Here is a 26,706-nt window from a genome sequence, read left to right as displayed (position 1 = left end):
AGAAGATTCCGATGATATCGAATGGATTTTAAAAAAAGGGGTGAAAAGGATGGCACACGAAATGACTGTAAAAGGATTGGACGTAGACCCTGAAACCCGCTGCCGGCATTACCATTCTGAAGTGGACCGCATTGCGATTAAATTTTACTGCTGCGGAATTTACTATCCGTGCTTTGAATGCCATCAAGCCGTCGGGTGCGGCCGGCATCAAGTATGGCCGTCCGGACTTTTCCATGAGAAAGCAGTTCTCTGCGGGAGCTGCGGCCATCAATTGAGCATTGCGGAGTATTTGGAGTGCCGTTCTGAATGTCCGTCGTGCCATTCCGCTTTCAATCCGGGCTGCAGTTTGCACAAGCATCTGTATTTTGCTGCATAAAAAAGGGCTGTCCGCTGAGTCGTTTTTCTCAGCAGACGGCCCTTCCATTTATTTTCAAGCACTTTCAGTAGCGCGTTCGACTCTAAGGCACATGACGATTTGTTCTCCTTTTGAGCGCATCAGGCGCCGGCCGGTATCTTCAAATCCGGCTTTCTCGTACACATGCTGCGCCGCAAGATTCCGTGCATTCACCCCTAGCACAATTTCATCAAATTGCGGATATTCTTTTCTGATGAATTCCGGAAGGGCATAAATGGAACCTGTCGCGATTCCGCGGCCCTGAAACTTGGGATTCACTGAATACCCGCGAAGCAATAACGCCCGAGGATTGTTGGAGTATTTTTTCCGGTCATCGGATTCATCCAGCTCGAAAAATCCAGCCACTTCATCACGCGCTTTAATGATAATCAAATGCTTTAACGGATTTTTCGCATCCCGCTCGATGATGTCTTGGGGGAGGCCGGTAAATTCAAGCTGATCGGATGGCAAATCGTAAGTGACAGCCACTTTTGATGAGTAAGGATGAAGCGATACTTCTTTCTTTTTAATCATAATCAACGCCTCCTTGCTGCTCATGGAATTCCATTTTCACTCCGATTATAGCACGCTTTTATTTTATTGAGTTTTCAGGAATGTAAAGTTTGAAAATCCGGCAAATTTGAAGAAAGCACTAGGCTTTTTCCAACGTGACCACAATGATTTCCGGCAAGTTGAAAAATCTCACCGGAAAACCGCTATTGCCTAAGCCGCGGCTCAATACGAGACGCGTTGGGCCCTCTTCAAAAAGGCCTTCGGTCATAGTTGGAAACCATCCTTGGCTCGGCGCAAAAAGGCCTCCAAGACCTGGAAAGCGGATCTGCCCGCCATGCGCATGGCCTGCAAATACTAAGTCGATTTCTTCGTCTGCGTAGACGCTGAACATTTCCGGACGGTGGGCCAATAGCAGAGTAAAACGTTCATCGATTCCCGCTTCTGCCAATGCATGATAGGTGAAATCCTGCTCGGTTTGCTGCACATCCATCAACGGGTCATTGATTCCGGCAATCTGGACCGATTCGCCTTCTATTTCCCAGTCCATCGATTTGTTCATCAAGACGTGGACGCCTCTTTGTTCCAGCGCTTCCGTAATTTCGTCAATTTTGTTCACAGCCACTTCATGGTTTCCGAGAACATAATAGACTTCGCTCATTTCCACCAATGCATCGACCAGCGTTAAACTGCTCTCCAAATCATAGCGATTGCTGTCGATCAAATCGCCCGTCAGGAAAATGGCATCGGGCTCTGCAGCCTCCACTTTTTCGATTAACGAAGACTGTCCTTCTCCAAATTTCGCATCATGCAAATCGGAAATCTGAACAATTTTTTTGCCGTCAAAAGCTTCCGGCAGCTTCTCCGATTCAATCGTGAATTCCGTTGTTTGAATCCAATGATTATTAACCCAAATAAAGCCCCATAAAAGGAGCAGCACAACTAATAAAGCACCTAATTTTTTCATACTCTAACCTCTATTCACAATTGGCCGAATGGCCGGGTTCCGTTTCGCATCAATCATTTCCCTTTTTCATTCGGGCGCCACGATCTCGAACTTCATCCGGTCCGGCGCTTCTATAAATACTGCATAGTAGTCCGGTCCGCCAGCAAACGGATGCCGGTCTTCATACAAAATGCGGAAGCCCCTTTCCCTGGCTTTTTCCGTTAATGCATCTACATGGCCCCGCGAATCCGCATGAAACGCCAAATGGTTTAAACCGGTCGCTTTCCGGTGATAACCTTTCGGCAAAAACGCTTCTTCTGTTTGGACAAATACCACATATGTCCTGCCCATTTTATAGCTGACCCCTTCCGGCCATTGCTGATACAGCTCGTATCCCAAGTCCGGCAAAAACGCTTCATAAAATTCCCGCGCTTCCGTTAAATTGGACACATTGATTTCTACATGATGAAGCATCGTTCTTCGCCCCTTTTTTCCATAGTAACAGATAGTCATGGCGGATTTCGAATTTGAAAAGACCGGCTGCCGGCTCCTCTTATTGGGAATCTTAACGAACATGAAAAAACCGCAGCATGCTGCTGCGGCCCGAACTGTCAAACTTTGGCAGTCGAAGCTTTCCTTTTAGCCATCCAGATTCCGAAAAAGAGCAATGCTAGGATGAAGGCAATAGCTAGGGCAAGCGTCCACCAGTAATCGCTCATGTCCGGCTTTCCATACAGCCATTGCGCTGCGTAGGCCGGAATTTTCATCGGCGAAAATGTCCAGTAAGCCCCCAGCAGGCTGTCTGCGATTTGCATGAAGAAAACGAGAGCCAATGAAACAGCAGCAGCCATTCCCGCATTCGGCATCGCAGCACTTGCTGCAAGTACAATTGTTATCACCAACAAAATCCAGACACTATACGTTCCCGCAAACTGCAGAAAAGAAATGATCTCCACTTGCTCAAACAGGAGAAAAATATAGTAATAGGCAGCCAGCAGCCCCAGCCAAACGCTCATTACGCCAGTGATGCCCGCCATCAGCCATTTGCTCAGGAAATAATCCCGGAAGGACAGCGGTCTCACATAAAGCAAGGTGGCCGTCCCGCTCTTTCTTTCGCCTGCTATCGAACCCATATAGGCTAGGATCAAAATTGCCATGCCGATCAGCTGATACTGGCCAAGGACCGCCTGCAAAATTTCTTCAGGCTGTGGCACCGGCAATTCAATGACTGCTCCTTCCGGCAAGTTGCCTAGGGAATCCAATAGCTGAGGCAAAAAGTAATTCGTGACGGGTTCAAGAATCCCAAAAAGGATGAAAACGATCGGTATCCAGAAAATCTTATAATTGCGGAGGTTTTCTCGCCATTCTTTACGGAATAAAACACCAAATTGATTCATTTGCCGCCCGCCACCTTTATAAAGATTTCTTCCAATGTGGCTGTCTTCTGCTCTACACCGATTACGCCTTCAGAAGTGTCAGCGAGCTTGGCCAGTACTTTTTTCATAGCTGTATCGCCTTCTTCTTCAATAGCCAGTTCCACGGCCGATCCATCCAGATCTGCCGGCCAAGATACCTGCCCGGCAAATGCGGCAGCTTGCCTGGCTGTTTGAAAACGGATCCGAATGCGCGGTTCCGCGTATCGCTCCTTCACTTCTCCCAGAGATCCATGCTCAACCAGCTTTCCGTGCTGCATAAAAAGCAATTGATCGGTCATTTGTTCCGCATCGTTCAAAATATGTGTCGAGTAGAGAACCGTCGTATGCGGCTGCAAAGATTTCAATAAATCCATGATTTCTCTTCGGCCGGTGGGATCAAGAGCGGAGACCGGCTCATCCAGCAATAAGAGCTTCGGTTCATGCACAATCGCCTGGGCTAATCCAAGCCGCTGTTTCATCCCTCCGGAAAAAGTACCGGTCTTTTTGTTTTGAACCGACCCCAAACCGACAAATTCCAATGTTTTCTTCGATTGGGACAAAGCATTTTTTGAATGCACGCCACTCAGTTTCGCTGCCATTTCCATAAATTCCAGTGCCGTCATCCACGGAAAGAAATGAGGATGCTGGGGCAAGAACCCCACACCCGATTCCCGATGCCAGTTGATTGAGCCGCTTGTTGCCCGGAGCAGTCCGGCTAACATGGACAACGTGGTGGTTTTCCCTGCGCCGTTCGGGCCGATCAATGCCGTCGCTGTCCCTTCTTCCAAAGCAAAAGAGAGATCTTTGACAGCCACTTGCTCGCCGTATCTTTTCGTCAAATTCCGGACTTCTAAAATCGTCAATAGTTCCGCCTCCCGATCACTAAGTACAAAATAGGGCCGATGATGTTCACAACAACGATAAGAACGGCCCACATCCATTTTGGTCCGTTTGGATTCGGATTCTTAATCAAATCTACCAGTGCAAAAATCATTAAACCAAGTTGAATGAACAATATCGGCAAAAGCAAGAGTACAATCGTTGATTGATCCATAATTTCTCCCTCCTTCTTCTATGGCTAAGCTTTATTTATTTGACCAAAAAAGCAATGAGCAAAATAGCCGCTAGCGGCAAGAACACCATCACCCAGCTTTTTGGGTTTCCTAAGTTGACCGTCCAGCCGATGCCGAACCGCTTTTCCACCATGATTGACGGATCTTCCTTATTGACGTAAAAGATGCCCGCTTTCCAATGCCGATCGTTGTCTGCATCGATAATGCCGGATTCGCTTTGGCCAGCTGCAGGACTTGAAGCGAACTGGGCGATTTTGACCGTATAAAGAGCCGTACCGGCCAAAACCAGGATCGCGAATCCGATCGTCATCGCCATGACCCAAAGCGCTCCGCCAAGTTCCGGATAGATCAAGGAAAGCTGCAGGCTCCCAAGCAACAGCGTCACAGATATCGACGTGACGAATAGGAGCCAGCTTCCGTACTTCCGCGAAGCCAACTCCCTTTTGCGGGATTGGGCTTTTTGCGTCGCGCTGATTTTTGAGCCGCTTGTTTTTCTCGCTTGGTTCATAAAATAAAAGAGCACTTGCATAATGAGCAGAATCACCGGCATCGAAATGCTGGAGAAAATGGTTTTCTCGGAAAAACGGTCCGCTTGGCCATCCGCCCCCCAATGGACCGGTATCTTGTCCGGCAATTGACTGTAGAGAGTTAACGTCAAAGCGATCAATCCGACAGTGATCAGCATGGGCAGCAGGAAAGCGATGCCTGAGACCATTTCAAGGTCATTGCGGAACTGGAGATCCACGATAACTTTTTCCTTTTTTCCAAGCACCCATCCTTGCTGCTGCTTTTCTTTTTTCACCGTTAAATGGTTTTTAAAATAAAGAGCCATACTGAATGCGACGATCCCTAATTGCAGCCCTACTCCCCAAATGACGCCCTGGCCTTCTGGAATATGCAAGAGATTCACCGCTAATGCGTAGAAAAGAACGGACGTAAGCCCACCTGCCAGCACTAAGCGGCTATAATTCTTTTTTAGCCGAACGAGAAATTCCTGCCGATAATGAGGCTCCGGAACGTAAATGCCAAAAACCTCCGTAGCCTTGACCAAATAAGGCATGAACGCTTGAACTGCTGCAAGCAATACCATAATGAAAACCATCAAACCTATTGTCATTCAGATCCCTCCCTTATCTCCCTCACCATCTTCTCGACCATCCCAGCCAGCTCTTCCCTGTTCAATTGAAGGCATAGGGCTTCTGCCAAAATTGGCCGAAGTTCCTCTTCCATACGGGCCTTCTCTTCAGTACTGGCTGAACGAATCGCATTTGCGTGTATAAAAACCCCTTTTTTTGGAACGATTTCAATCATTTTTTTCTCTTCCAAATAATGATAAGCCTTATTCACGGTATGCATGTTCATACCTAAGTCCGCTGCAAAAGCCCTTACAGAAGGCAGCGGTGTTTCAGGTGCCAATTCTCCCCTGGCAATGCCTTCCATGATTTGCTGGGCCAATTGAAGATAAATGGGGACAGCAGAGTCCGGTTCGATTTCAATAAACATTTTCTCACCTCTTTGTTCTATATCACATAGAACAGTTGTTATATAAATAATAGAACAGCATATAAAATAAATCAATACAAAAAAGCTGTGAATTTTTCATTCACAGCTTTCTTAAATTTTTATATGGTAGACAAAATCCAAGCGCTGCAAGGCTTTTATTACTTCCATTTCTTTTTTTAGCTGCCCTTCGCTAAAGATAAGGGTGTAGCTTGAAACTTTTCTGTCGCTGTAGGCTTCAAGCGATTCAATTTGAAAATCCAGAATGGAAAGTCCATTTTCTTCAAAGGACTCGCTGATTTGTTTAAACGAGTTCTCCCGGTCTTCCGCTATGACCAGCATTTCTTTTTGCCGATGAAACGAAAAATATTTTTTCTCCAGCTTCTCAAGAACGTACAAGGTGATCAATACGATGAGGGTTGCCAATAGCGCTACGTAATACATGCCAATCCCTGTAACCAACCCAACACCAGCCGCCACCCAGATAGAAGCGGCCGTTGTCAAACCTCTGACAGATCCCCGCTGGACAATAATGGTGCCGGCTCCTAAAAAACCGATGCCGCTGATGACATAGGAAGGAATGCGGGAAGGATCGTAGCGGATGTTCTCATCATCGTTCTGGATAAAAAGGTCAAAGCCCGTTACGGACAAAATCATCATCAGACAGGAACCGGTTCCAACGAGCAGATGGGTCCGCAACCCCGCCGGCTGTTGTTTGGATTCCCGTTCTACGCCAATTATTCCGCTCAAAAAAGCCGACAGCAGCAGCCGCCCAGCAATTACGGCATAGTCATGGGGCAGAAAGTCCATTTTCCTCCTCCTCGGCTTGTCATTCTAACTCCTTTCTTTTTGTTTACCCGCAAAACCCGGATAACATCGCGTTCAGGCGAATAAAAGGGCTGAAAAAAAGCGCTTGAATGGATTTCAAGCGTTTTTTCTTTACCATTTCATGGCCATCAGTTTATTGATCAGGATTTCCTGATATTCGGGAGCGATGTTCCAGCCCGCAATCTCCGATTTGAGATTTTGGCGATTCCCGAACCCTTTGACAAAACCGTTCAAACGGGCAGCAAACGTTGAATCGACCAGCAGTCCATTATCCGGATACAAAGGCGCTAACTGCACCACCGCTTTCGGATAGCGCTTCAAATAATATTTCTGGTGCCGTTCTTCGGCCAATGTGAAATCGGTGAAAGGAGCAATATCGGTTTCAATTGCCTCGCCTATTTCCTGCTCCATTTGCCGCTTCACTTTTTCGATTGTTTGTTCTTGCTCTGTGTTGTGAAAGCGAATGAGGGAAATATATTGCCGTCCTTTGTATTGATCACGGTTTGGATAGTGGTTCTGCCAAAAGTGCAGAAGGATCTCTTCGTAAGTGAGAATTGCCGGGTCAAAGTCGACTTCCACCGTTTCAGTGTGGTCGCCCATTTCCCGATAGCTTGGGTTCAAAGAAGTTCCGCCAGAAAATCCTACACGCGTCCGGATGACTCCAGGAAGGCTTCCAAAGCGGGCTTCCGGCCCCCAAAAGCAGCCCATTCCAAAGGTAGCCGTTTCCATCTTTTCTGCCGTTGCCGCCAATCCTTGTTCCATAAGTCGAATTGTTAATTCTTCGGCCATTTCTCTACCTCCTTAATTGCTTTCATTAGAACATAATGCTGTCGAATTGAAAAGTTTGGATGTATTTTACAAAAAAGATTTTAATAATTACAGTATTATCTGATAATTTCATGATAAAATGGAATAAATTTAAAAAAATTCAGGAGGAAAATATGAAAATTAAACAGAAAATGATGGTGGGAATGGTCGCTTTTACCATGTTCTTTAGCGGCGCCGCATTTACAGCGCCGTCCGCTGATGCCGCTTCCCCGTATTCATCTCTTCAAAGTTCTGCCGCATCTGTTTTGAATGACAGCCGATTAAAAGGGGTTACCCATAGCGTCACGGTCCAGAATGCGACAACGGGTGAAGTCGTATTTGAAAAGAATTCGAACCAATTGGTCACACCCGCTTCCACATTGAAAACATTGACGGCTGCTGCCGCTCTCGAGACGCTCGGTGAAAACCATCGCTTCACGACACAAGTGCTGACGAACGGTTCTGTCGCCAAAGGCACATTATACGGCAACCTTTACTTACGGGGACAAGGCGATCCCACCTTGCTGAAAAAAGATTTTGATGCCTTTGCTTCTATATTATCGAAACGCGGAGTCCAGCGCCTATCCGGCCATTTGATCGGCGACGATACTTGGTACGATGCTGACCGCTTGTCTCCAGGAATTTCAAAAGAAGACGAATCCTATTACTACGCTGCTCAAATTTCCGCCTTGAGCTTAGCGCCGAATACAGATTACGATACCGGATCCGTCATCGTGCATGCAAAAGCCTCCAGCCAAGGAAAACCGGCGAAGGTCACTTTGACTCCTGCCACAAACGTGGTTCAAATCATCAACAAGTCCAAAACGGTCGCGAAAGGTTCCCGCAACACGTTAAAGATCGAACGCCAATACGGTACCAAAAAAGTCATCATTACCGGCAATGCCCCGATTGGCAATGACGGCACGAAAGAGTGGATCGCCGTTTCCAATCCGACCGCTTATGCACTAGACGTCTTCAAGAAATCGCTTTCGGAAAAAGGAATTCGTTTTGTTGCCACTTCTAAAACGGTTTCAGGCAAAACGCCAGCGAATGCACGTGTTTTATTGACCAAAAACTCAATGCCCTTGAAGCAACTGATGGTTCCGTTTTTAAAACTCAGCAATAATACCCACGCCGAAGTCTTGGCAAAAGAAATGGGCAAACAGGTTTACGGAGACGGTAGCTGGGATTCAGGCCTGAAAGTAATGCGCGACTACGGCGCTTCCATTGGATTGGATATGAGCAAATGGAAATTCGAAGATGCTTCTGGCATGTCTCATGCCAATAAAACCACTTCAAAAGAATTAAGCAAATTGCTGATCCATGTCCGGTCTGAACCTTGGTATAAGAGTTACTTGAATGGCCTTCCGGTCGCCGGAGCGAAAGAACGGTTTGTTGGCGGAACATTGCGCCAGCGGTTGACGACAGGTGCAGCCAAAGGCAATGTCATTGCCAAAACCGGCAGTTTGAATAACGTCAGCGCCCTTTCAGGCTACGTTAAAACAAAAGACGGAGAATGGCTGACTTACTCGATCCTGACCCAAAATACGAAATCCAGCACCGTGCCGGTCATTGACCGACTGGCTTCAACAATCGCCAATTCAAAGAAAACCAAGTAGCCTATTAGAAAATTCCACTGCTTTTCATTAAAATAAGAATAGAAAGTATATTGCTGCTATTCGTTTTTCTGGATTGAACTCCCCTTTTGGAAAGTGAGTGAGTGCTATGGAAAAAAGCCGCAAAGAAGAGATTCAATCTTATTTCCGTGAATTGGACAGAAGCTTCTTTATGGATATTCATAAAGAAGCGGCCCATTTGGACGAAGCGGTCCCTATTGGATACGAGCAGACCATCTCACAGCCTTCACTTGTGCTGGAAATGACACTGGTCCTGGATCTTCAAAAAGATTCTTCCGTTCTTGAAATCGGAACCGGATCCGGATTCCAGACGGCGCTGCTTGCCGAGTTTTCAAAAACGGTTTATACGGTCGAACGGATTAAAGAATTGCACACACGCGCAAAAGAACGGCTCCAAAAAGCCGGTTTTCAGAACATCCATTTCAAACTGGATGATGGCAGTATGGGCTGGAAAGAAAAAGCGCCTTTTGACCGGATCATGGTCACCGCTGCCGTTTCTGAACTGCCGAAAGAATTAGTCGATCAATTGGGGCCTGGCGGAAAAATGGTGATCCCAATCGGCAGCACCCTGGTCCAGAAATTAAAGCTTATTGAAAAGAACGACAAAGGAAAATTGACCACCACCACTTTAAATTACGTTCGGTTCGTTCCGCTAATAGGAAAATATGAATAAGAAAAGGCTGTATCTGCTGTTTCCCGGGGAAACGGCAGGCACAGCCTTTTTCATATCCATCTCCGTTTTTGCAAATCAGAAAATGAGATTATTAGGTGATTAATCTTCTTTTACCTGAAAACCTTCAAGCTGGATTCTTTTTACAATCTGGTCTTCTCCAACCTGCATTTCATCGTAAGTGATTTTCACTTCGCCTTCTTCGGTATCAACGAGCGCTCTTTCGATTTCTTCCATATTCATCAACACCGATTCAAGTGCTTGAATCGGATTTTCTGCTGTCGCTTCTTTTACGTAGATAGTCATCGTTGCCAATATCCATCATCCTTTCGCGTAATGCCTTTCTTTTCTTTACCCGAAATTCTGATTTGGCAAAACTACTTAAAATTCCATTTTCAATTTGCCTTCTTCCAGCACCAATCGCGCACTGAATTTCTTGCCATTTTTTGAAACAAACCCTTTGATGACAGGGGTTTTTCCTTTCGTGCACAAATACTCAATCTGTTTGGCCGTCAGCCGTTTCTTCGCGAAAATGGCAGGAAATGATTGTTTGCAGCCATTGTCGTATTCCGTACAATTAAAGGATCCTCTTCGAAAAACAATTTTTCCTTTTTTGCATCTTGGGCAAATCGCAATTTCGTCTTTGCCTTCCAAAGCCGGCATTTTTTCCGGCAAGCCATTCGTTTTCATTTGGCTCGGCACTTCATCCAGCAATTTCTGGATAAACTTCGCGATGGTTGCTAAAAACACCTCGGCAGAGCCTTCCCCTTTGCCGATTTTCTTTAAATACGTTTCCCATTTTGCGGTCATCGAAGGGCTTGAAAGCAGATTCCCTTCGATCGATTGGCACAGGATGCGCCCTTTGTCGGTAATGGAGACGATATTCTTTTTCACTTGAATGTATTCATGCCGCTTGATGGTCTCGATGATGCCGCTTCGCGTCGCTTCTGTTCCAAGCCCTTCGATTTCTTTCAGGATTTCGGTGTCTTCTGCATCTTCTACCAGTTTCCCGCACGTTTTCATCATGGCGATCAATTGCCCTTCTGTATAGGGCTTAGGCGGTGTTGTCATGCCTTCTTTAATATCCACTTTCGCTTTTACCGGCTCCTGCTCCCGAAGTTCCGGCAAGGACGGCTCCGCTTTTGCTTCTTTCGCCGGCGGAAACAGCTCTTTCCAGCCTTGCTCCAAATCGGTTTTTCCCTTTGTAAAGAAATCGAGGCCTTTAACATCGGTCGTCACTTTCGTTTCTGCATAGCGGTAATCACGGTGGAACATCGCAAGCGAAGTCCGCAGCACTTCTTCGTATAAATTGCGCTCGTCTTTGGCGAGCCCTTCCAGTTTCCTTGCGGTCGGAATCGATTTTGTCGGGATGATGGCATAGTGTTCCTGTACTTTTGCACTGTCGACAAAGCGCTTTTTCGGCGTCCGCGAAGCTACAGGAAATTCTGCACCGATCAGCTTTTGGTACGCTTCCACTTGATTCGCCAAATAACTGAATTCAGCAGGCGTGATGTGCTGGGCATCCGTGCGCGGATAGCTGACCAATTTCTTTTCATATAAGCCTTGCATAACCGACAATACTTTAGCAGGGCTGTATTTCCATTTCCGGTTCGCTGCTGCCTGCAAGGTGGACAAAGAATGCAAAAGCGGCGGCTGAATCCGTTTTTCCGTGGTTTTCAGCTGCTTTACAACCCCGTCTTCCGTTCCGCCAATTTGATGCTTCAACAGCAGGGCTTCCGCTTCCTGCCGCTCTTTTGCTTTAATCTTTGCTTTCCCTTTATACTTTCCTTTTTCCGCTTTGAAGATCCCTTCAATTTCATAGAAAGGTTCCGGCACAAACGCTTCGATTTCTTTTTCGCGCTGGTAAATGAGGAACACGGTCGGCGTTTGCACCCGGCCGATTGCGAACACCTCGCGGATGCCTTTTTCCTGGAGCAAGAGCGAATACAGGCGGGAGCCGTTCATGCCGACCAGCCAGTCGCTGATCTGCCGGGCCTTCGCTTCCTGGTACAGCAAAAGATCCTGCCGGTTGTCCCGGAGTTGCTGGAATCCTTTCCGCACTTCATCGACTTCAAGCGAATTGATCCATAGACGGCGGATCGTCTTTCCTTTCGCGCCGGTATGGTAATAAATGCTGTAGAAAATATTCGAGCCTTCCCGGTCCACGTCACAGGCGTTGATAACGGTATCCGTTTGCTGGATCAGCTTTTTGATCACTCCGAATTGCTGGGCTTTGCCTCTCGCTATTTGAAATTGATAGCGCTCAGGCAAAATCGGCAAGGCAGCAAGAGACCATCTATTCCATTTCGGATCATAGGCTTTCGGCTCTTTCAACTCCACCAGATGGCCAATTCCCCAAGTGATGTAAGCCCCTTCCGGAAAAATCGGATCGGGCGCCACTTCCATATAGCCATCACGTTTTGTCGTCTTAAACGCTTCAGCATAGGCTTTTGCCTGGCTCGGCTTTTCGGCTACGATAACTGGTTTCATCTATTTCGTCCTTTCACTTCGTTGTTCTTTATTCTTATTGTACTCCTTCAAGTAAATAAACAAAGCAAAAGCTGATGCTCCACCTATTGTTTTTATGAAAATAGCTGTACAATATAAAAAAGCTTGAAGGAGTCGATGAGTTTGGAGAATAAGTCCGCATTGATTGCCGGCGCCAGTGGCCTGGTAGGGCATGAGTTGTTGCATTTTCTGCTTGAAAGCTCTAACTATGAATCCGTAAAAATTCTGGTCCGAAAATATATAGATGTCCAGCATCCGAAGCTTGAACAAGTCCTGGTCGATTTCAATCGCCTCGGAAATTATGAAGAACACCTGAATGTAAATGATGTGTATTGCTGCCTAGGAACCACCATAAAAAAGGCCGGCTCGCAGGAAGCCTTTCGAAAAGTCGATTATGAATATCCGATGAAATTGGCGGAACTCGCCAAACAGCATCGCGTAAATAATTTTCTCATCGTCTCTGCACTTGGCGCAAACGCTGAGTCCAAAGTATTCTACAGCCGCACAAAAGGTCAATTGGAAAGGGATTTAAAAAACTTGCAGCTGCCGGCGCTTCATATCTTCCAGCCCTCGCTGCTGCTCGGCGACCGCAAGGAATTCCGTCTCGGCGAAAAGCTGGCCAGCCTTTTAAGCCCTATTTACAGCCCGCTCATGGTCGGCAAACTGAAAAAATACAAACCGGTCCGGGCCCGTAGAGTGGCGTATGCCATGTATGTCATCGGCCAAACCGATCTGGCTGGCCCTTTCACTTATCCTTCCGACCAGATCCACGAAATCAGAAATCAGAGCTTAATGAAGTAGGAAAGCGGTAGTGCAAATCCAATGTCCATACTTTCTGATCAATAAAAGCCGGCAGAAAGCAATGCTTCCTGCCGGCTTTTGAATTTCATTGAGTTGCCAGAACGATTGTAGGCTGCAATTCGATTTCTACATTGCCTTTGAGCGCCCGGCTGATCATGCAAGAGGCTTCTGCTTTTTCAGCGAGCTTGTTAGCTAATGCTACGTCTTTTTCAGAAGCATCCTGCTTCAATACGAGATGGGGGCGATGAATAATGCGTTCATAGGTGAAGACGCCATTCGTCACATCCACAATCCCCTCCGCTTCCATAGTCAAGGATTCTTTTTCAAGTTTGCTGCGTTCCATCATAGCTGCCAACGTAATAATGTAGCAAGTTGCGGCTGCACCGAGAAGCATTTCATCCGGATTTGTCCCAATTCCCGGGCCATCCATCTCCGGTGGAATCGAAATTTTTGTTTTTAGATTTCCTGCTTCGATTTCTCCCGAATCATTTCGGAGTCCTGGCCAATTCGCTGTTAAATGAAAACTGTGTTTCGCCATATCCCATCTCTCCTTTGTTAAAATCCCTCAATCAAAAAAATTCTCTAGCTCTTCCAGCCGGGGCAACGCAGTCAAAGCGCCTGGCTTTGTCGTGCAAATGGCGCCGAGTTTATTGCCGAAATGAGCGCATGCCATGACTTCTTCACGCGTAGCAGGCAAGCCGTTCAAATGGATATGCCGCAGAATCCCCGCCATAAACGCATCTCCCGCTCCGGTTGTATCGACCGGTTTTACCGGCACCACCGGAACGTGGAGAATCTCTCCTTCAAAGACGGCATAGGTTCCGTTCTCGCCATCCGTTACGAAAATCAACGGAATTTGGAACTCAGCAAGACGTTCAATGCCTTCTTCCCATGTAGCAGTTTCCATCAAGAAAATGGCCTCTTCTTTAGCAAGCTTCAGCACATCCACAGATGGCAGAAAACCTTTTACCGTTTCCCGGCATTGTTCTTCGCTTTCCCAGCGAAGCGGACGGATGTTGACATCGAATGAAAAAATTGCCCCATGTTTTTTGGCCATGTTCATCGCTTCCAACGTGGTCGACAACGCATCCGGATGGAACGTCGTACCGGAACAAATGTGAAAGACACTCGCCTTTTCAAAAGCTTCTTCCTGCAAGTCGGCTTTCATCACTTGAAGATCCGGCGTGTCATTTTCATATTTGGCGAATATGCGGTCGAACTCGGGCGTTAAATGCACGTAAACTCCACTGACCCGCTTTTCGGGCATTAATACTGAATACGCTAAATTGACTCCTTCCCTTTCCAATTCCTCTCGGACAAACACCGAAGTTTCATCGTCCCCTGAAATGGTGATGAAGGCCGAAGGGATCCCTAGACGGCTGACACCGGCCGCTACATTGACGGTCGCGCCCCCCAAATGCCGATTAAAAGAATTGTTCTCGATCGTCTGTGCAATATAATCAACAAAAGCATCCCCATAAACGAGGACGTGCTTCGTATTTTCCATGCAGCTGTGCCTCCTGATAACTGCGGCTCTTTCCAGCCGCTTCCCATAAAAAGATTTTTTCCGATATACTGGATGAAATGCCAGTACAGGATGTGCATGTACAAATATGCACCTCTCTATTATTTCAAGCATAGCTGCCAGATAGCAAGCAAAAGGAGCGATTTTATGAATTTCCAAATTCGACAGGCGAGACCAGGCGACAGCGAAGCCGTTGCTCCGCTCATCGTCAATGCCATCGGTGAAATTGCCGATCATATGACTGCGGAAAATGAACCCGAAAAAATTTTACAGAAGCTTCGAACTATGGTCGAAGGTGAACACACACGGCATAGCCATCGATTCACTTATGTAGCGGAAGTGGACGAGGCGATTGCCGGGATTTTGGTCCTTTATCACGGGAAAGAAGCGGAAGCTTTAGATCGCTATTTGATTAAACAGCTTAAGCAGGAAGGCCACGCACGCACCATCGAGCCGGAAGCCCATTTGGACGAGTGGTATATTGATACCGTCTCCGTCGATCCCGCTTTTCAAGGACAGGGAATCGGCAGCCGCCTATTCGAATACGCTGAAACGATTGTCGCAGAAAATGGCGGGGGCAAACTTGCTCTCAATGTCGATCTCCAAAAAGAAGGAGCGATCCGCTTGTACCATCGCCTCGGTTTTGCCATCACAGAATCATGTACCATAATCGGCGAACCTTTCCACCATATGGTGAAAACCATTTAAGCGGTATAACCAAAGCTGCCAAATGAAGATCGATATGAAAAAGCCGACATTATACTAAATTTGGAAAAATTATTTTTTCTAAGTAAATATATGTTATATTAATGTTATTTAATTTGATTGAAAAGTTAAACTTTTTACAGGACTCAGTATTTCAGAAACGAAGAGCTGCCGGAAAGTTAATGATTCGGGAAAAGGAGGACATTGATGTGGCCATTTTGTTGATTGCGTTATTATCCATTGCCGTATGGTATGCTGCCCTTCAGGAATTTTTAAAGCCTGAAAGAAAGCAGAGCAACCGAAAGATCATGACCTTGACTTCCACAGGAACTTTGCCAGTCGTTCTTACGATTTCATTTTTCCAAGACTTGGCGATTTTTTAATTGAACATGCATGACAAAGAGCCGCCCCTTCACAAGGCGGCTCTTTGTTTGATCATTTATACTTTTCATAAAGAGGCACACGGCGGTCTTCGAATACCGGAATCCGCTTTCTGACCTCTTCAACTTCCGCCAAATCAATCTCAGCATAGCCAATGCCTTCCTGCATCGCCATATCCAAACGGATTTCTCCCCACGGGGCAATGATGAGCGTACTGCCGCCGAATTCATTTTTCGGATCTTTTCCGATACGATTGACCGCGACGATAAAGCATTGGTTTTCAATTGCCCTTGCTTGCAGCAAAATCCGCCAATGGTCGATTCGCGCAAGCGGCCATTCTGCTGGCACAAAGATCACTTTCGCTCCGTTGAGGGCCAGAGCCCGGATCCATTCCGGAAAACGGATGTCGTAGCAAATGACGCCGCCGCACGTTGTATCTTCTAAAGAGAAAAGGCCGAGCGCCTCTCCCTCTTCTAAATGGATGTGCTCATCCATCAATCCGAAGCGATGGGCTTTATCGTATTCAGCGACCAATTTTCCTGACTTATCCGCCACATACATCGTGTTGTAAAATCCTCGTTCTTTTTGAGTCGAAACAGAACCCCCGACAATATTCACTCCATGTTTTTGGGCAAAATCCGTCAGGAACCTTTCCGTCCGCTTTGCGCCATCGGCCAACACATCAAGTTCTGTAAGCGCATAGCCGGTATTCCACATTTCCGGCAAGACAACTGTATCCGCTCCGTTCGCCGCTGCTTCTTCCAGATACCCCTCGACTTTCTGGAAATTCGCTTCAGGATCGCCAAAAGCAATATCCATTTGAATACAAGCAAGCTTCATATCCTTCCCCTCCAGTAGACAATTTATCTTCAACTCTATAAGATTTGGAGTAGATGTGCAATTATTTAGAAAATAAGGAGGGTTCGCCCATGGAATTTTCAAAGAGGCTGCAGCAATTGCCTCAGCAATTCTTTTCAAAACTCGCAGCACAGACCAGCCTCGCCATTGCAGAAGGCCGCGATGTCATTAATTTAGGGCAGGGAAACCCAGACCAGCCGACACCTCCCCATATTATCCAAGCTATGCAGGAAGCAGTGGCAGATCCCAAAAACCATAAGTACCCCCCTTTCCGCGGCATCCAGGAACTGCGCCAGGCAGCGGCCGATTTCTACAAACGCGAATACGATGTCGACATCGACCCCGACCTGGAAGTCGCGATTCTTGGCGGCACGAAAATCGGGCTGGTTGAATTGCCGCTTGCCTTTTTAAATCCGGATGAGCTGATACTGCTTCCAGATCCAGGCTACCCCGATTATCTGTCCGGTGTGCCTTTAGCTGAGGCACGTTTTGAAACAATGCCGTTAACGGCTGAAAATCGCTACTTGCCTGACTTCAAAGCCATCCCTGATTCCGTAACCGAACGGGCGAAGCTGATGTATTTGAATTACCCGAACAATCCCACCGGAGCAGTCGCGGACCGGGCTTTTTTCGATGAAACGGTAGAGTTCGCAAAAGCGCACCAGATTGCCGTCGTCCACGATTTCGCCTATGCGGCAATCGGATTCGATGGCGTCAAGCCTCCAAGTTTTTTGCAGTCCAAAGGAGCAAAAGACGTCGGAGTGGAAATGTACACCTTATCCAAAACGTATAATATGGCCGGATGGCGCATCGGTTTTGCGGTCGGCAATTCCAAAATCATTGAAGCGCTCAATCTTATCCAGGACCATTTCTTCGCCGGCCAATCGCCTGCCCTTCAGCTCGCTGCAGCAGAAGCGCTTACCGGCGACCAGCAGTGTGTAGGGGATCTGCTTGAGACTTATGAAAGCAGGCGGTCTGTACTGGAACGGGAATGCACCCGCATCGGCTGGAAAATAACAGCGCCGAAAGGTTCTTTTTTCGCCTGGCTTCCAGTCCCGGATGGATTTACTAGCGTTCAATTTGCAGATCATTTATTGGCACACGCCGATATTTCGGTAGCGGCTGGGAGCGGTTTCGGTGCAAGCGGTGAAGGATATATCCGCGTCGGTTTGCTGGTTGAAGAAAGCCGGATCGTCGAAGCTGTCCAACGGATCGAAAAGCTGAACCTGTTTTAATCAATAGATGCTAAAAGGCCCCGGATGGATCCATCCGGGGCCTTCCATTATTTCAATAAACCAAAATGCTTGAACGGGGAAATTCGGAGCTTCGCTTCGCCAATCACGGCATCTTCCATTATAAAACCAATGGTGCGCGAATCTACACTGTTCAGCCGGTTATCGCCAAGCACAAAATAACAGCCTGTCGGCACGAGGTACTCCCCAAAATCAGCCGTCAGAAATGGGAATCCATGCTGCTTTGCCCACTCCCGATTTTCTTCCAGATACGGCTCTTCCACCGCTTCACCATTCAAATACAATTGATCGCCGCGCATCTCTACCCGGTCTCCCGGAAGCCCAATCACGCGTTTAATCAAGTTTTTGTCGTCAGAAGCTTGAAAGACAATTAAATCGAAATTTTCGATTCCGCTTATTTTAGTCAAAATGACTTTGTCGTCTTCTTCAAATGTCGGCATCATGGAATGGCCATGGACCGAAACCGGTTCGAATAAAAACTCGCGGGACGCCAGAACAATCAGCGCCGTCAAAAAAATGACTTTCATCCATGCAATCAATGTCTCTACTGAATAGGGCACCACTGGAATCCCTCCTCAAAAGTGATGGTAATTTCATCTTACTACAGACGTTTCCGCGATGCACTTCAACTTTCCGGCTTTTGCTATTGCGGCTTATGATTGCTACAATTGTGTAAATATTATAAAAAAGTAGTGACCCTCATGAAAACTTTATCCACACAAAGCGTCATCTACAGTTTCTCTCAATTGAATGAACCTGTCCTTCGCGTCCAGCCGGGAGAAACGGTAGCCATTGAGACTTATGATTGCTTTAAAAATCAGATTCAATCAGAAGACCAGGAAGTGTCAGCCATCGACTGGGACGCCATCAATCCGGCAACCGGCCCAATTTTCATTGAAGGGGCCCAGTTCGGTGATTTGCTGAAAGTGACAATCGATGATTTAGAAATCGGAGACCAAGGCGTGATGGTCACTGGCCCCGAACTCGGAGTCATGGGCCATCGCCTTGAAAAAATGGAATCTAAAATCATTCCGATTGTTGGTGGTAAGGCCATCTTTAATGAGCAGATTCAGTTGCCGCTCAATCCGATGATCGGCGTTATTGGCGTAGCACCGGAAGGAAAACCCGTTTCTTGCGGAACTCCTGGTGCACATGGCGGGAATATGGACACCAAATTGATCACCAAAGGTGCGACGCTTTACTTCCCGGTTTTCACAGATGGCGCCCTTTTTGCGCTTGGAGATTTCCATGCCGCGATGGGCGATGGTGAAGTCAGCGTTTCCGGCATTGAAGTGCCCGGCCGGGCGACAGTCACGTTCGACTTGATCAAAGGGGTGCATCCGAATTACCCGATTCTTCAAAATGAAGAAGGCCTTGCGCTTCTTGTGTCAGCCATGACACTGGATGAAGCGGTGAAAATTGCCGTTGAAGAAACCATTGATTTGCTCTTGCCCTATACGGAGCTGAGCGTCAGTGAAATGACGATGCTAATGAGCGCAGCCGGAGAGACGCAAATCAGCCAAGTGGTGGATCCGCTCGTCACGGTTCGGTTTTTCGTGCCGCAGCACATACTCGATTCACTCCACATAAAATTATTCACTTAAAGGAGAATTCTTATGTTTATCGGTGATAAAATCCGCTTGACCGCCATGCGGGCTGAAGATTTGCCTGAGTACAGGAAATGGAATAGCGAAGCGGGATTCGGCCGCAATTATAATTCCTCGCCCATTCGTGAAATCCCGGAGAAACAGGCCGAAGAGTGGCTTCATGAAAATTCTAATCGGGATTTCCGCTTCGCCATCCGCCCGCTTGAAAACGAAAACTTCATGGGCGTATGCGCCATTGAAGACATTGAATGGCCGCATCGTGTCGGCTGGCTGTCAATCGCTCTTGGTTCTGATTATCAAGGCAGCGGCTGCGGCACCGAAGCGATGAAATTGCTGATGAATTATGCTTGGAATGAGTTGAATCTGCACCGTCTTCAGCTGACTGTATTTGAATACAATAAGCCCGCTATCGCGATCTACGAGAAATTAGGCTTCCAAAAAGAAGGCGTGTTCCGCGAATTTCTGCAGCGCGACGGCAAGCGATTTGATATGTATCTATACGGCAAATTGGCGTCAGAACCTTCCGACTTTTGAGCGAAACGCCATTTTGTGTTACACTCAAGAAAAAATGTAGGTGATTAGAATGGTAGGAAGAAATGATCCGTGCCCATGCGGCAGCGGCAAAAAATATAAAAAATGTCACGGAAAACAACAATCCGTTTCAATTAATGATTTAGTAAACGAAGAATTATTCAAAGTACGCCAGCAGTTCTTTTCGGAAAATCCGAATCAGGAACAATTGCCGGCTTTCCGCCAGCTTCAGCAAGAATGGCAGCCCCGGTTAATGGAATCGATGGCAGAAAACGATGCACAGGCTTTTGTGATTGAAAACTTCCTGTTCATGCAAAAACCTGAACTTTGGGAAGAGTTCTTAGCGAAGCAAATAGAGCTGGCGCAGCGTCCGACAACGAAAGAAGTGCTGCAAAACTGGAAAGATGTCCGCGTATTCCTTGGCCAATACATTCAAGGCAACGAAAAATCTGCCCAGTTCAAGGATGCATTCACAGGCGACCTTTATCAAATGACTGACCAGCCTCCAACGGATATGGAAGACGGACAAGGCTTGCTTGCCATCTTGCTTCCGGATGCACGCATCGGCGAAAATGGTGCGTTGTTCCTTAACGGCTATTTGACAGTCGTCGGCGAATTTGCTCCTTTCTTTGAACAATTGAAATCTTCTATGGAAACTGCCAATGCTTCTGATGGCAGCCAGTATATTACGGATAACTACCTTACTGTAGTAGAACATATTGTAAAATATTCGACCGGCACGGTTGAAGAAAGCATTGAGCTTTCACCGGAACACGAATCGGTGATGGCAGAACTCCGCAGCCATATTGCTCAAGCGAAATTCGACAAAGAAACGGTCGATAACGTCACAAGCATCTTAAACAGCTACCTGGTTAGCCAACAGCCGACCGTCCAGAAGCCGGAAGCCTTGGTTGCCGGTTACTGGAGATTCCTTCAGGATCATGAATTGATTGACGGACCGATGCTGGCGCCTAAAGATCTTAGCGAAAAATTCGGAGTTTCTTCAAGCACAATCCTGAAACGTTCAAAAGAATTCGGTGCTTACTTCGAAGGACTGCTAGCAAAAAAATAACCAGTAAAAAAGCAGCCTAGGCTGCTTTTTTTATTCTCTGGCCCTTCTCAAGCAGCGAACAATCATACCCGTAGCCGCAAGAAATAAAACCTCCGTACGTGCTGCCAAAAGCGCGCTGAAAAATTTACCAGCTTGTTGATAACTTGAAGAAAATCCGAAAAAAAGGTTGAAATCCTGTTATTTTTGCAATAAACAGCCCCTTATTCACATTTCTGAAAAGTTATACAGTTTTTTTGTGGAAGAACTTTGTTATTTACACTTATACACATGTGGATAAGTTCTCAATATACATCTGATATTCTTACCTTATTCATAAAAAAGTGCTCCGAGTTTTCTCGGAGCACTTTTTTATTTGGTTTTTGGCGTTTTGGCGCGCATTTTCCGGTATTCTCTCCGGGCAGGAGCGGTTTCAAAGAACAATTTCTCGCCTTCGGATTCAGGAATGACCGCCGGTACCGGCGTAGGTTTTCCGTCATCGCCCATCGCCACCAGTGTCAGGAACGATTCGGTCGTCAATTTTTCCTCACCAGTCTGCAAGTTCTGTGATTTCACACGAACGTAGACTTCCATAGAAGTCCGTCCAGTAGACGTCACATTGGCTTCCAGTTCAAGTACATCTCCCACATGGGCAGAAGATAAAAAGTCGACAGAGTCGATTGAAGCGGTAACAACCACTTGGCGGCTCGAGTGCTTCATCGCTGCGATCCCCGCAATTTCATCAATATAAGCCAATACCTTTCCCCCAAAGATCGAATCCATATGATTCGTATCCGGCGGCAATACCAGCTTCGTTTGGATCGTTCTTGATTCTTTCATCGGTTTTGCTTCCATTTCCAACATTCCTTTCGCTTCATTTCATTGGCTGCTCTCTCTGAATTCCCTTCTCAATGCTAGCTTGCTGAAAGCAAAACAGCAAGTTTCACGATTATGTTATAGTGAAAATGAGGGGGAAATAAATTGAGTGAATTACTGAGTATTTTAAATACACCTGAATTTCAATCGAAACATACGTTAAAAAAACAACTGCAGACGCTCGGATTTGGAGCAGGCGACTACGTCATGGTCCATTCCTCGCTTAAATCCATGGGATGGATTGCAGGAGGCGCACAGGCGGTAGTAGAAGCCCTGCTTGAGACCATTACGGCTGAGGGCACCTTAGTGATGCCTTCACAGTCTACTGACAACTCAGATCCCGTCTATTGGATGAATCCGCCAGTTCCCGAAAACTGGCACCAGCCCATCCGGGAAAACTTGCCGGCATTCGATCCTTTTTTAAGCGAAATGCGCGGCATGGGCAAAATTGCGGAATGCTTCCATCGCCATCCGGGCACGATTCGCAGTCCGCATCCTTCCCATTCGTTTATCGCCTGGGGCAGCAAAGCTTCCGAATGGATGCGCGAGCAGCCCCTTGAAGAATCTTTCGGCGCAGGATCTCCGCTCGAAAAAATGATGGAGGCCCCGGTTAAGATTCTGTTGATCGGGACCGGCTTTGATTCTTGTACGGCTTTGCATTACGCAGAATTCATGCAAGAAAATCGCACCACTTCTCCTCAAGGCGCCGCCTTATTGGAAAACGGAACACGCGTCTGGCGCAGCTACGACTGTGTAGATATGGACTCGGACCGCTTTCCGGAACTCGTAAAAGACTATCCCGGCACAATACAGGAAGGAACACTTGGCCAAGCCTCGGTGAAAATTGCCGATATGCAGCCGTTAATCGAATTCGGCATCCAGTGGCTCCGGGAACATCCCGCTCCTCCTGAAACACCGCAAGCGTAAAGCCGGTCCATCTGCGGACCGGCTTTACGCTTTAGCTGAAATGATTTCATCTAATAGGCTTTCAAGCTTATCGTTATTTGCATTAAAGGAGTCCACAAATGCATTAATGATTTCAGCAGTCCCGGGAATCTTCTCCCAATCCAGCTGATATCCAGCGTTCCAAGCAAGCTGCCGGGCAAACTCGCGGGTTGTGCGGCCATTGCCTTCACGGAACGGATGAAGGGCATTCAATTCCGCTAAATAATAAGCCAGCCGGGAAATAAATTCATCCCGCGGCAAATTCTTCAAATAATCCTCTTCTTCCAAAGCCCGAAAGATTTTATGAAGCTCAGGCTCTATAAATTGAGGATGCGCGAAAGAAGAAGATCCCTTCGAAATCATCTCTCTTCGCAATTCTCCAGCAAACGGATAAACGTCCTGCAGGATATAGCGATGAATTTCCAAAAAAGCCTCCATATTCGATGGATTTTTTGGCGGATTGATCTTTAACTCAGAAAGCCGGAAAAGCGCATAGACTTTTTCCAGCTCTTTCAGCTTTTCATCATCTGTGATGTCAAATAAATTAATCAATACATCCGAATCCGGGTAGCAATACAGAGAGGTATGCTGATATTTAGACATCGAATTTCATCTTGATGGCCCGATGGAATTGAGCTTCCGTCTGTTCACCCGTCAAGACCGACCGCACAAAATTCTTGTCCTCATGTGTCACTTCGAACCCTTCCGTAACCAAGGAATGCGACGCATAGGAAATTGCTTGATTGGCTTGTTCATGGGACACCCGGTTTACTAATTTCGTCAAGATCATGACCACCTTTCATTCTCTAATTATAGCATTTTCCAGCTCTTAAATCCAATAATGACAAGGGTTTACGGCAAATAAAAGGCTGGTTTTCCAGTGGGGAAAAATACATATTCGGCTGAGAGGCATTTTGGCTAATCGGGAAGTTTTCACAAGGAAATACGAAGGGGGAAAAGTGCGGATATTCCTTCTTGCTGTATTAAAACATAAAAAAAGAAAGCCAGCGCTGCTGGCTTTCTTTTACGCTTGTTGCTGCAATTCTTTTGTTTCTTCAGAAGTGAATGCCCTCGATCGCGTCAAAAACCGCTTGCCTTCCACTCCTTCAAGAGAAAACATGCCGCCGCGCCCTTCGACAACGTCGATGATCAGCTGCGTATGGCTCCAGTAATCGAATTGGTTCTTATGCATGTAGAATTTGCTGCCGCCGATTTCACCGAGCAGCACATCCTGGTCGCCAAGAAACAGATCCCCTTCCGGATAGCACATAGGTGAGCTTCCATCACAGCAGCCTCCTGACTGATGGAACATCACTGGCCCATGCTTCTGTTTCAGCAGTTCAATCAATTCAAGCGCCGCATCTGTTGCGGTTACACGTTCAACCATGCCAATCCCTTCTTTCGTTATCAGTTCCAGCCAGATCAAAAGAATCCTTGTTTGTTGTCGCTGTAGCTGACAAGCATATTCTTCGTCTGCTGGTAATGGTCAAGCATCATTTTGTGGTTTTCACGGCCGACGCCGGACATTTTGTATCCGCCGAAAGCAGCGTGAGCCGGATATTGGTGATAGCAGTTTGTCCAAACGCGCCCTGCCTGAATGCCGCGTCCAAAACGGTAAGCGGTATTCGTATCGCGCGTCCAAATGCCTGCGCCCAATCCATATAATGTGTCATTGGCAATTTCCAATGCTTCTTCTTTTGTTTTGAATGTCGTAACCGAGACAACCGGTCCGAAAATCTCTTCTTGGAAAATGCGCATTTTGTTGTCGCCTTTGAAGACCGTCGGCTTAATGTAGAAGCCTTCCGCCAATTCACCTTCAAGCATGTTGCGGTCCCCACCGATCAGCACTTCTGCCCCTTCCTGTTTGCCGATATCCAGGTAAGACATAATTTTTTCCATCTGTTCCTGGGATGCTTGAGCGCCCATCATCGTTTCCGGATCCAGCGGATTGCCGATTTTGATGGCGGCAACACGTTTCAGCGCACGCTCCATGAATTCTTCATAGATGTCTTCCTGAATCAATACACGGGACGGACATGTACAAACTTCGCCTTGGTTCAAGGCAAACATGACAAACCCTTCCACCGCTTTATCCAAGAAAGCATCGTCTTCATCCATGATGTCTTTGAAGAAAATGTTCGGTGATTTTCCGCCAAGCTCCAGCGTAACCGGAATCAGGTTTTGTGAAGCGTATTGCATGATCATCCGGCCAGTTGTCGTTTCACCCGTAAAGGCGATTTTGCTGATGCGCGGGCTGGATGCCAGCGGCTTCCCGGCTTCAAGGCCGAATCCGTTGACGATGTTCAAGACACCCGGCGGAAGAAGGTCGCCGACCAATTCTGCCCATACCAAGATGCTTGCCGGTGTTTGCTCAGCCGGTTTCAAAACGACGCAGTTGCCGGCTGCAAGAGCCGGCGCCAATTTCCAGGTTGCCATCAATAACGGGAAGTTCCAAGGGATGATCTGCCCTACAACGCCCAGCGGCTCATGGAAATGATAAGCTACGGTATCTTCATCAATCTGGCTGATGGATCCTTCCTGCGCACGGATGACACCCGCAAAATAACGGAAATGGTCAATCGCCAACGGAATATCCGCATTCAGCGTTTCACGCACCGCTTTGCCGTTATCCCAAGTTTCAGCTACAGCAAGCATCTCTAAATTTTCTTCCATGCGGTCTGCAATCTTTAACAGGATATTCGAACGTTCTGTGGTGGATGTTTTCCCCCAAGCTGTTTTTGCAGCATGGGCAGCGTCAAGCGCCGCTTCGATATCTTCTGCTGTTGAGCGGGCGATCTCGGTAAATTTCTTGCCGTTGACTGGAGAAACGTTGTCAAAATACTGGCCTTTCGCCGGCGCACGCCATTCGCCATTTATATAATTCTCGTATCTCTCTTTAAAAGAACTTTTTGCTCCATCACTGTTCGGTCTTGCATATGCCATTACCATTCATGTTCCACCCCTTTGATTGGTTTGCTCTTTTCGATGTATCCGCTTTCATTTTTTAAAATTAGATAACGGGAAACCGAAAAGGCTTCACCTCTATATTGTCAAATTAATCGGAAAATTGCAATCATTATTTGCCGATTTAATTAAACCCGCCGCCGTTTTGTTTAATTGGAAGAGAGGGTATAATGAAATCAGGCAGAAATTAAAGAAGTAAAGGGAGTTTCCTATGCGAATCAATAAATTTTTAAGTGAAACAGGCATCACTTCCCGCCGCGGTGCCGATAAATTTATCGAAGCCGGGCGTGTTACGATAAACGATAAAACGGCGGAACTTGGCAGCAAAGTGGAAGACGGAGACGTGGTGCGGGTAGACGGCAAGGTCATTGAACAGCCCAAACAGCAATATGTCTATATCGCACTCAACAAGCCAATCGGCATCACCAGCACCACCGAACGCCACATTAAAGGAAACATTGTCGATTTCGTTAATCATCCGCTTCGCATTTTCCACGTCGGCAGACTCGATAAAGATTCTGAAGGCTTGATTTTGTTGACCAACGACGGAGATATCGTCAACGAAATCTTGCGCGCTGAAAATGAACACGAAAAAGAATATATCGTAAAAGTGGATATGCCAGTGACAGATTCGTTCCTAAAGAAAATGTCTGAAGGTGTAGAAATTCTGGATACGGTGACATTGCCGGCTAAAGCTGAAAAGCTTTCGAAATTCACGTTCCGCCTGACGATCCGCCAAGGATTGAACCGGCAGATTCGGCGCATGTGCCAAGCTTTAGGCTACGAAGTCCGGAATCTGCAGCGCGTACGCATCATGAATATTCATCTTGGAGACCTTCCAGTCGGCGAATGGCGGGATCTCTCCGATAGCGAACGAAACGAACTGTTTGCGGAATTGGATTACAAACCGAAACGATAGGAGAG

33 protein-coding genes are annotated in these 26,706 nt (G+C 46.9%); 12 read left to right on the top strand and 21 right to left on the bottom strand.

Annotation, left to right across the window (positions count from 1 at the left end):
• The first annotated feature begins 49 nt into the window (after nucleotides 1-49).
• Nucleotides 50-376: a CHY zinc finger protein gene (locus tag MTR82_RS04970; RefSeq protein WP_052654357.1), complete on the top strand. Its 327-nt coding sequence runs from the start codon at nucleotides 50-52 to the stop codon at nucleotides 374-376.
• 54 nt (nucleotides 377-430) lie between these two features.
• On the opposite strand, the gene MTR82_RS04965 is transcribed toward MTR82_RS04970, so the two are convergent.
• The 10 genes from MTR82_RS04965 to msrA form a co-directional block, all read right to left on the bottom strand.
• Entirely contained in the window at nucleotides 431-928 is a 498-nt protein-coding gene (locus MTR82_RS04965; protein ID WP_246808081.1) for a GNAT family N-acetyltransferase, read from the bottom strand.
• A 118-nt stretch (nucleotides 929-1,046) separates the two neighbouring features.
• Complete coding sequence (locus MTR82_RS04960) at nucleotides 1,047-1,871, bottom strand: metallophosphoesterase (RefSeq protein ID WP_246808080.1); 825 nt, start codon at nucleotides 1,869-1,871, stop codon at nucleotides 1,047-1,049.
• Nucleotides 1,872-1,937: 66 nt separating this feature from the next.
• Nucleotides 1,938-2,324 (bottom strand): VOC family protein, encoded by a 387-nt coding sequence (locus MTR82_RS04955; protein WP_052650361.1) that lies wholly within the window; start codon nucleotides 2,322-2,324, stop codon nucleotides 1,938-1,940.
• Between the two features lie 137 nt (nucleotides 2,325-2,461).
• On the bottom strand, nucleotides 2,462-3,247 hold the full coding sequence (locus MTR82_RS04950; RefSeq protein WP_052650359.1) for an ABC transporter permease: 786 nt from the start codon (nucleotides 3,245-3,247) through the stop codon (nucleotides 2,462-2,464).
• Entirely contained in the window at nucleotides 3,244-4,128 is an 885-nt protein-coding gene (locus MTR82_RS04945) for an ABC transporter ATP-binding protein (RefSeq protein ID WP_246808079.1), read from the bottom strand. Before MTR82_RS04945 ends, MTR82_RS04950 begins: the two co-directional genes overlap by 4 nt.
• A complete protein-coding gene (locus tag MTR82_RS04940) occupies nucleotides 4,125-4,319 on the bottom strand; it encodes a PLD nuclease N-terminal domain-containing protein (protein ID WP_052650355.1) in 195 nt (64 codons plus the stop codon). Before MTR82_RS04940 ends, MTR82_RS04945 begins: the two co-directional genes overlap by 4 nt.
• Nucleotides 4,320-4,354: 35 nt before the next feature.
• Nucleotides 4,355-5,455, bottom strand: a complete 1,101-nt coding sequence (locus MTR82_RS04935) for a DUF1648 domain-containing protein (RefSeq protein WP_246808078.1) — start codon at nucleotides 5,453-5,455, stop codon at nucleotides 4,355-4,357.
• Nucleotides 5,452-5,841 (bottom strand): GntR family transcriptional regulator, encoded by a 390-nt coding sequence (locus MTR82_RS04930; protein WP_246808077.1) that lies wholly within the window; start codon nucleotides 5,839-5,841, stop codon nucleotides 5,452-5,454. Before MTR82_RS04930 ends, MTR82_RS04935 begins: the two co-directional genes overlap by 4 nt.
• 111 nt (nucleotides 5,842-5,952) lie before the next feature.
• Entirely contained in the window at nucleotides 5,953-6,648 is a 696-nt protein-coding gene (locus MTR82_RS04925; RefSeq protein ID WP_246808076.1) for an MgtC/SapB family protein, read from the bottom strand.
• A 129-nt stretch (nucleotides 6,649-6,777) separates the two neighbouring features.
• A complete protein-coding gene (gene msrA, locus MTR82_RS04920) occupies nucleotides 6,778-7,428 on the bottom strand; it encodes a peptide-methionine (S)-S-oxide reductase MsrA (RefSeq protein ID WP_425023876.1) in 651 nt (216 codons plus the stop codon).
• Between the two features lie 179 nt (nucleotides 7,429-7,607).
• On the opposite strand from msrA, the gene dacB reads away from it, so the two are divergent.
• Nucleotides 7,608-9,092 carry a D-alanyl-D-alanine carboxypeptidase/D-alanyl-D-alanine endopeptidase gene (dacB, locus tag MTR82_RS04915; RefSeq protein ID WP_246808074.1) on the top strand — a complete coding sequence of 495 codons (1,485 nt, stop codon included), beginning with the start codon at nucleotides 7,608-7,610 and terminating at the stop codon, nucleotides 9,090-9,092.
• 106 nt (nucleotides 9,093-9,198) lie between these two features.
• On the top strand, nucleotides 9,199-9,783 hold the full coding sequence (locus tag MTR82_RS04910) for a protein-L-isoaspartate(D-aspartate) O-methyltransferase (protein ID WP_246808073.1): 585 nt from the start codon (nucleotides 9,199-9,201) through the stop codon (nucleotides 9,781-9,783).
• A gap of 99 nt (nucleotides 9,784-9,882) precedes the next feature.
• Here MTR82_RS04910 and MTR82_RS04905 read toward each other — a convergent pair whose 3' ends face one another.
• On the bottom strand, nucleotides 9,883-10,086 hold the full coding sequence (locus tag MTR82_RS04905; protein ID WP_052654353.1) for a heavy-metal-associated domain-containing protein: 204 nt from the start codon (nucleotides 10,084-10,086) through the stop codon (nucleotides 9,883-9,885).
• Nucleotides 10,087-10,161: 75 nt separating this feature from the next.
• Nucleotides 10,162-12,270: a type IA DNA topoisomerase gene (locus tag MTR82_RS04900; protein WP_246808067.1), complete on the bottom strand. Its 2,109-nt coding sequence runs from the start codon at nucleotides 12,268-12,270 to the stop codon at nucleotides 10,162-10,164.
• Nucleotides 12,271-12,405: 135 nt separating this feature from the next.
• On the opposite strand from MTR82_RS04900, the gene MTR82_RS04895 reads away from it, so the two are divergent.
• Entirely contained in the window at nucleotides 12,406-13,089 is a 684-nt protein-coding gene (locus tag MTR82_RS04895; protein ID WP_425023726.1) for an oxidoreductase, read from the top strand.
• Nucleotides 13,090-13,174: 85 nt separating this feature from the next.
• Here MTR82_RS04895 and MTR82_RS04890 read toward each other — a convergent pair whose 3' ends face one another.
• Both MTR82_RS04890 and MTR82_RS04885 read right to left on the bottom strand, forming a co-directional pair.
• On the bottom strand, nucleotides 13,175-13,627 hold the full coding sequence (locus MTR82_RS04890; RefSeq protein ID WP_052650339.1) for an OsmC family protein: 453 nt from the start codon (nucleotides 13,625-13,627) through the stop codon (nucleotides 13,175-13,177).
• 27 nt (nucleotides 13,628-13,654) lie between these two features.
• Nucleotides 13,655-14,596 (bottom strand): carbohydrate kinase family protein, encoded by a 942-nt coding sequence (locus tag MTR82_RS04885; RefSeq protein WP_246808065.1) that lies wholly within the window; start codon nucleotides 14,594-14,596, stop codon nucleotides 13,655-13,657.
• Between the two features lie 165 nt (nucleotides 14,597-14,761).
• On the opposite strand from MTR82_RS04885, the gene MTR82_RS04880 reads away from it, so the two are divergent.
• Both MTR82_RS04880 and MTR82_RS04875 read left to right on the top strand, forming a co-directional pair.
• Nucleotides 14,762-15,322: a GNAT family N-acetyltransferase gene (locus MTR82_RS04880; RefSeq protein WP_246808064.1), complete on the top strand. Its 561-nt coding sequence runs from the start codon at nucleotides 14,762-14,764 to the stop codon at nucleotides 15,320-15,322.
• Nucleotides 15,323-15,528: 206 nt separating this feature from the next.
• Entirely contained in the window at nucleotides 15,529-15,702 is a 174-nt protein-coding gene (locus MTR82_RS04875) for a hypothetical protein (RefSeq protein ID WP_246808061.1), read from the top strand.
• 52 nt (nucleotides 15,703-15,754) lie between these two features.
• On the opposite strand, the gene MTR82_RS04870 is transcribed toward MTR82_RS04875, so the two are convergent.
• Complete coding sequence (locus MTR82_RS04870; protein ID WP_246808060.1) at nucleotides 15,755-16,540, bottom strand: carbon-nitrogen family hydrolase; 786 nt, start codon at nucleotides 16,538-16,540, stop codon at nucleotides 15,755-15,757.
• A gap of 89 nt (nucleotides 16,541-16,629) precedes the next feature.
• On the opposite strand from MTR82_RS04870, the gene MTR82_RS04865 reads away from it, so the two are divergent.
• The gene (locus tag MTR82_RS04865) at nucleotides 16,630-17,793 is read left to right on the top strand and encodes a pyridoxal phosphate-dependent aminotransferase (RefSeq protein WP_246808057.1); all 1,164 of its coding nucleotides are present in this window, start codon (nucleotides 16,630-16,632) and stop codon (nucleotides 17,791-17,793) included.
• A 47-nt stretch (nucleotides 17,794-17,840) separates the two neighbouring features.
• Here MTR82_RS04865 and lepB read toward each other — a convergent pair whose 3' ends face one another.
• Nucleotides 17,841-18,374 carry a signal peptidase I gene (gene lepB, locus MTR82_RS04860; RefSeq protein WP_234398917.1) on the bottom strand — a complete coding sequence of 178 codons (534 nt, stop codon included), beginning with the start codon at nucleotides 18,372-18,374 and terminating at the stop codon, nucleotides 17,841-17,843.
• Nucleotides 18,375-18,512: 138 nt separating this feature from the next.
• Here lepB and MTR82_RS04855 point away from each other — a divergent pair, with 138 nt between their 5' ends.
• From MTR82_RS04855 to MTR82_RS04845, 3 genes are read left to right on the top strand one after another with little or no spacing between them, the layout of a single operon-like run.
• A complete protein-coding gene (locus MTR82_RS04855; RefSeq protein ID WP_246808056.1) occupies nucleotides 18,513-19,415 on the top strand; it encodes an acetamidase/formamidase family protein in 903 nt (300 codons plus the stop codon).
• Nucleotides 19,416-19,427: 12 nt separating this feature from the next.
• Nucleotides 19,428-19,952: a GNAT family N-acetyltransferase gene (locus MTR82_RS04850; protein WP_246808055.1), complete on the top strand. Its 525-nt coding sequence runs from the start codon at nucleotides 19,428-19,430 to the stop codon at nucleotides 19,950-19,952.
• Nucleotides 19,953-20,001: 49 nt separating this feature from the next.
• Entirely contained in the window at nucleotides 20,002-21,021 is a 1,020-nt protein-coding gene (locus MTR82_RS04845) for an SEC-C metal-binding domain-containing protein (protein ID WP_246808054.1), read from the top strand.
• Nucleotides 21,022-21,369: 348 nt separating this feature from the next.
• On the opposite strand, the gene MTR82_RS04840 is transcribed toward MTR82_RS04845, so the two are convergent.
• Nucleotides 21,370-21,852, bottom strand: a complete 483-nt coding sequence (locus tag MTR82_RS04840) for an acyl-CoA thioesterase (protein ID WP_052654348.1) — start codon at nucleotides 21,850-21,852, stop codon at nucleotides 21,370-21,372.
• 126 nt (nucleotides 21,853-21,978) lie between these two features.
• Between MTR82_RS04840 and MTR82_RS04835 the strand changes: the two genes are divergently transcribed.
• Nucleotides 21,979-22,800 carry an AAC(3) family N-acetyltransferase gene (locus MTR82_RS04835; protein WP_246808053.1) on the top strand — a complete coding sequence of 274 codons (822 nt, stop codon included), beginning with the start codon at nucleotides 21,979-21,981 and terminating at the stop codon, nucleotides 22,798-22,800.
• Between the two features lie 24 nt (nucleotides 22,801-22,824).
• Here the strand turns inward: MTR82_RS04835 and MTR82_RS04830 are convergent, their stop codons facing one another.
• The 4 genes from MTR82_RS04830 to adh all read right to left on the bottom strand — a co-directional run bounded on the left by MTR82_RS04830 (nucleotide 22,825) and on the right by adh (nucleotide 25,761).
• Complete coding sequence (locus MTR82_RS04830; RefSeq protein ID WP_246808052.1) at nucleotides 22,825-23,421, bottom strand: Fic/DOC family protein; 597 nt, start codon at nucleotides 23,419-23,421, stop codon at nucleotides 22,825-22,827.
• Nucleotides 23,414-23,608, bottom strand: coding sequence for a hypothetical protein (locus tag MTR82_RS04825; RefSeq protein WP_234398916.1), 195 nt, complete (start codon nucleotides 23,606-23,608; stop codon nucleotides 23,414-23,416). The genes MTR82_RS04830 and MTR82_RS04825 overlap by 8 nt, the downstream gene beginning before the upstream one ends.
• Before the next feature lie 234 nt (nucleotides 23,609-23,842).
• On the bottom strand, nucleotides 23,843-24,205 hold the full coding sequence (locus MTR82_RS04820) for a DUF779 domain-containing protein (protein ID WP_052654343.1): 363 nt from the start codon (nucleotides 24,203-24,205) through the stop codon (nucleotides 23,843-23,845).
• Between the two features lie 35 nt (nucleotides 24,206-24,240).
• Entirely contained in the window at nucleotides 24,241-25,761 is a 1,521-nt protein-coding gene (gene adh, locus MTR82_RS04815; RefSeq protein ID WP_052654341.1) for an aldehyde dehydrogenase, read from the bottom strand.
• Between the two features lie 232 nt (nucleotides 25,762-25,993).
• Here adh and rluF point away from each other — a divergent pair, with 232 nt between their 5' ends.
• Nucleotides 25,994-26,701: a 23S rRNA pseudouridine(2604) synthase RluF gene (rluF, locus tag MTR82_RS04810; RefSeq protein WP_052650319.1), complete on the top strand. Its 708-nt coding sequence runs from the start codon at nucleotides 25,994-25,996 to the stop codon at nucleotides 26,699-26,701.
• The last annotated feature ends 5 nt before the right edge of the window (nucleotides 26,702-26,706 follow it).

Origin of the sequence: Planococcus ruber (assembly GCF_022819085.1) — a bacterium.
In the GTDB taxonomy this organism is placed as follows: domain Bacteria; phylum Bacillota; class Bacilli; order Bacillales_A; family Planococcaceae; genus Planococcus; species Planococcus ruber.
The sequence above is the reverse complement of the archived record's forward strand: the minus strand, read 5'-3'. Positions and strand labels throughout refer to the sequence as shown.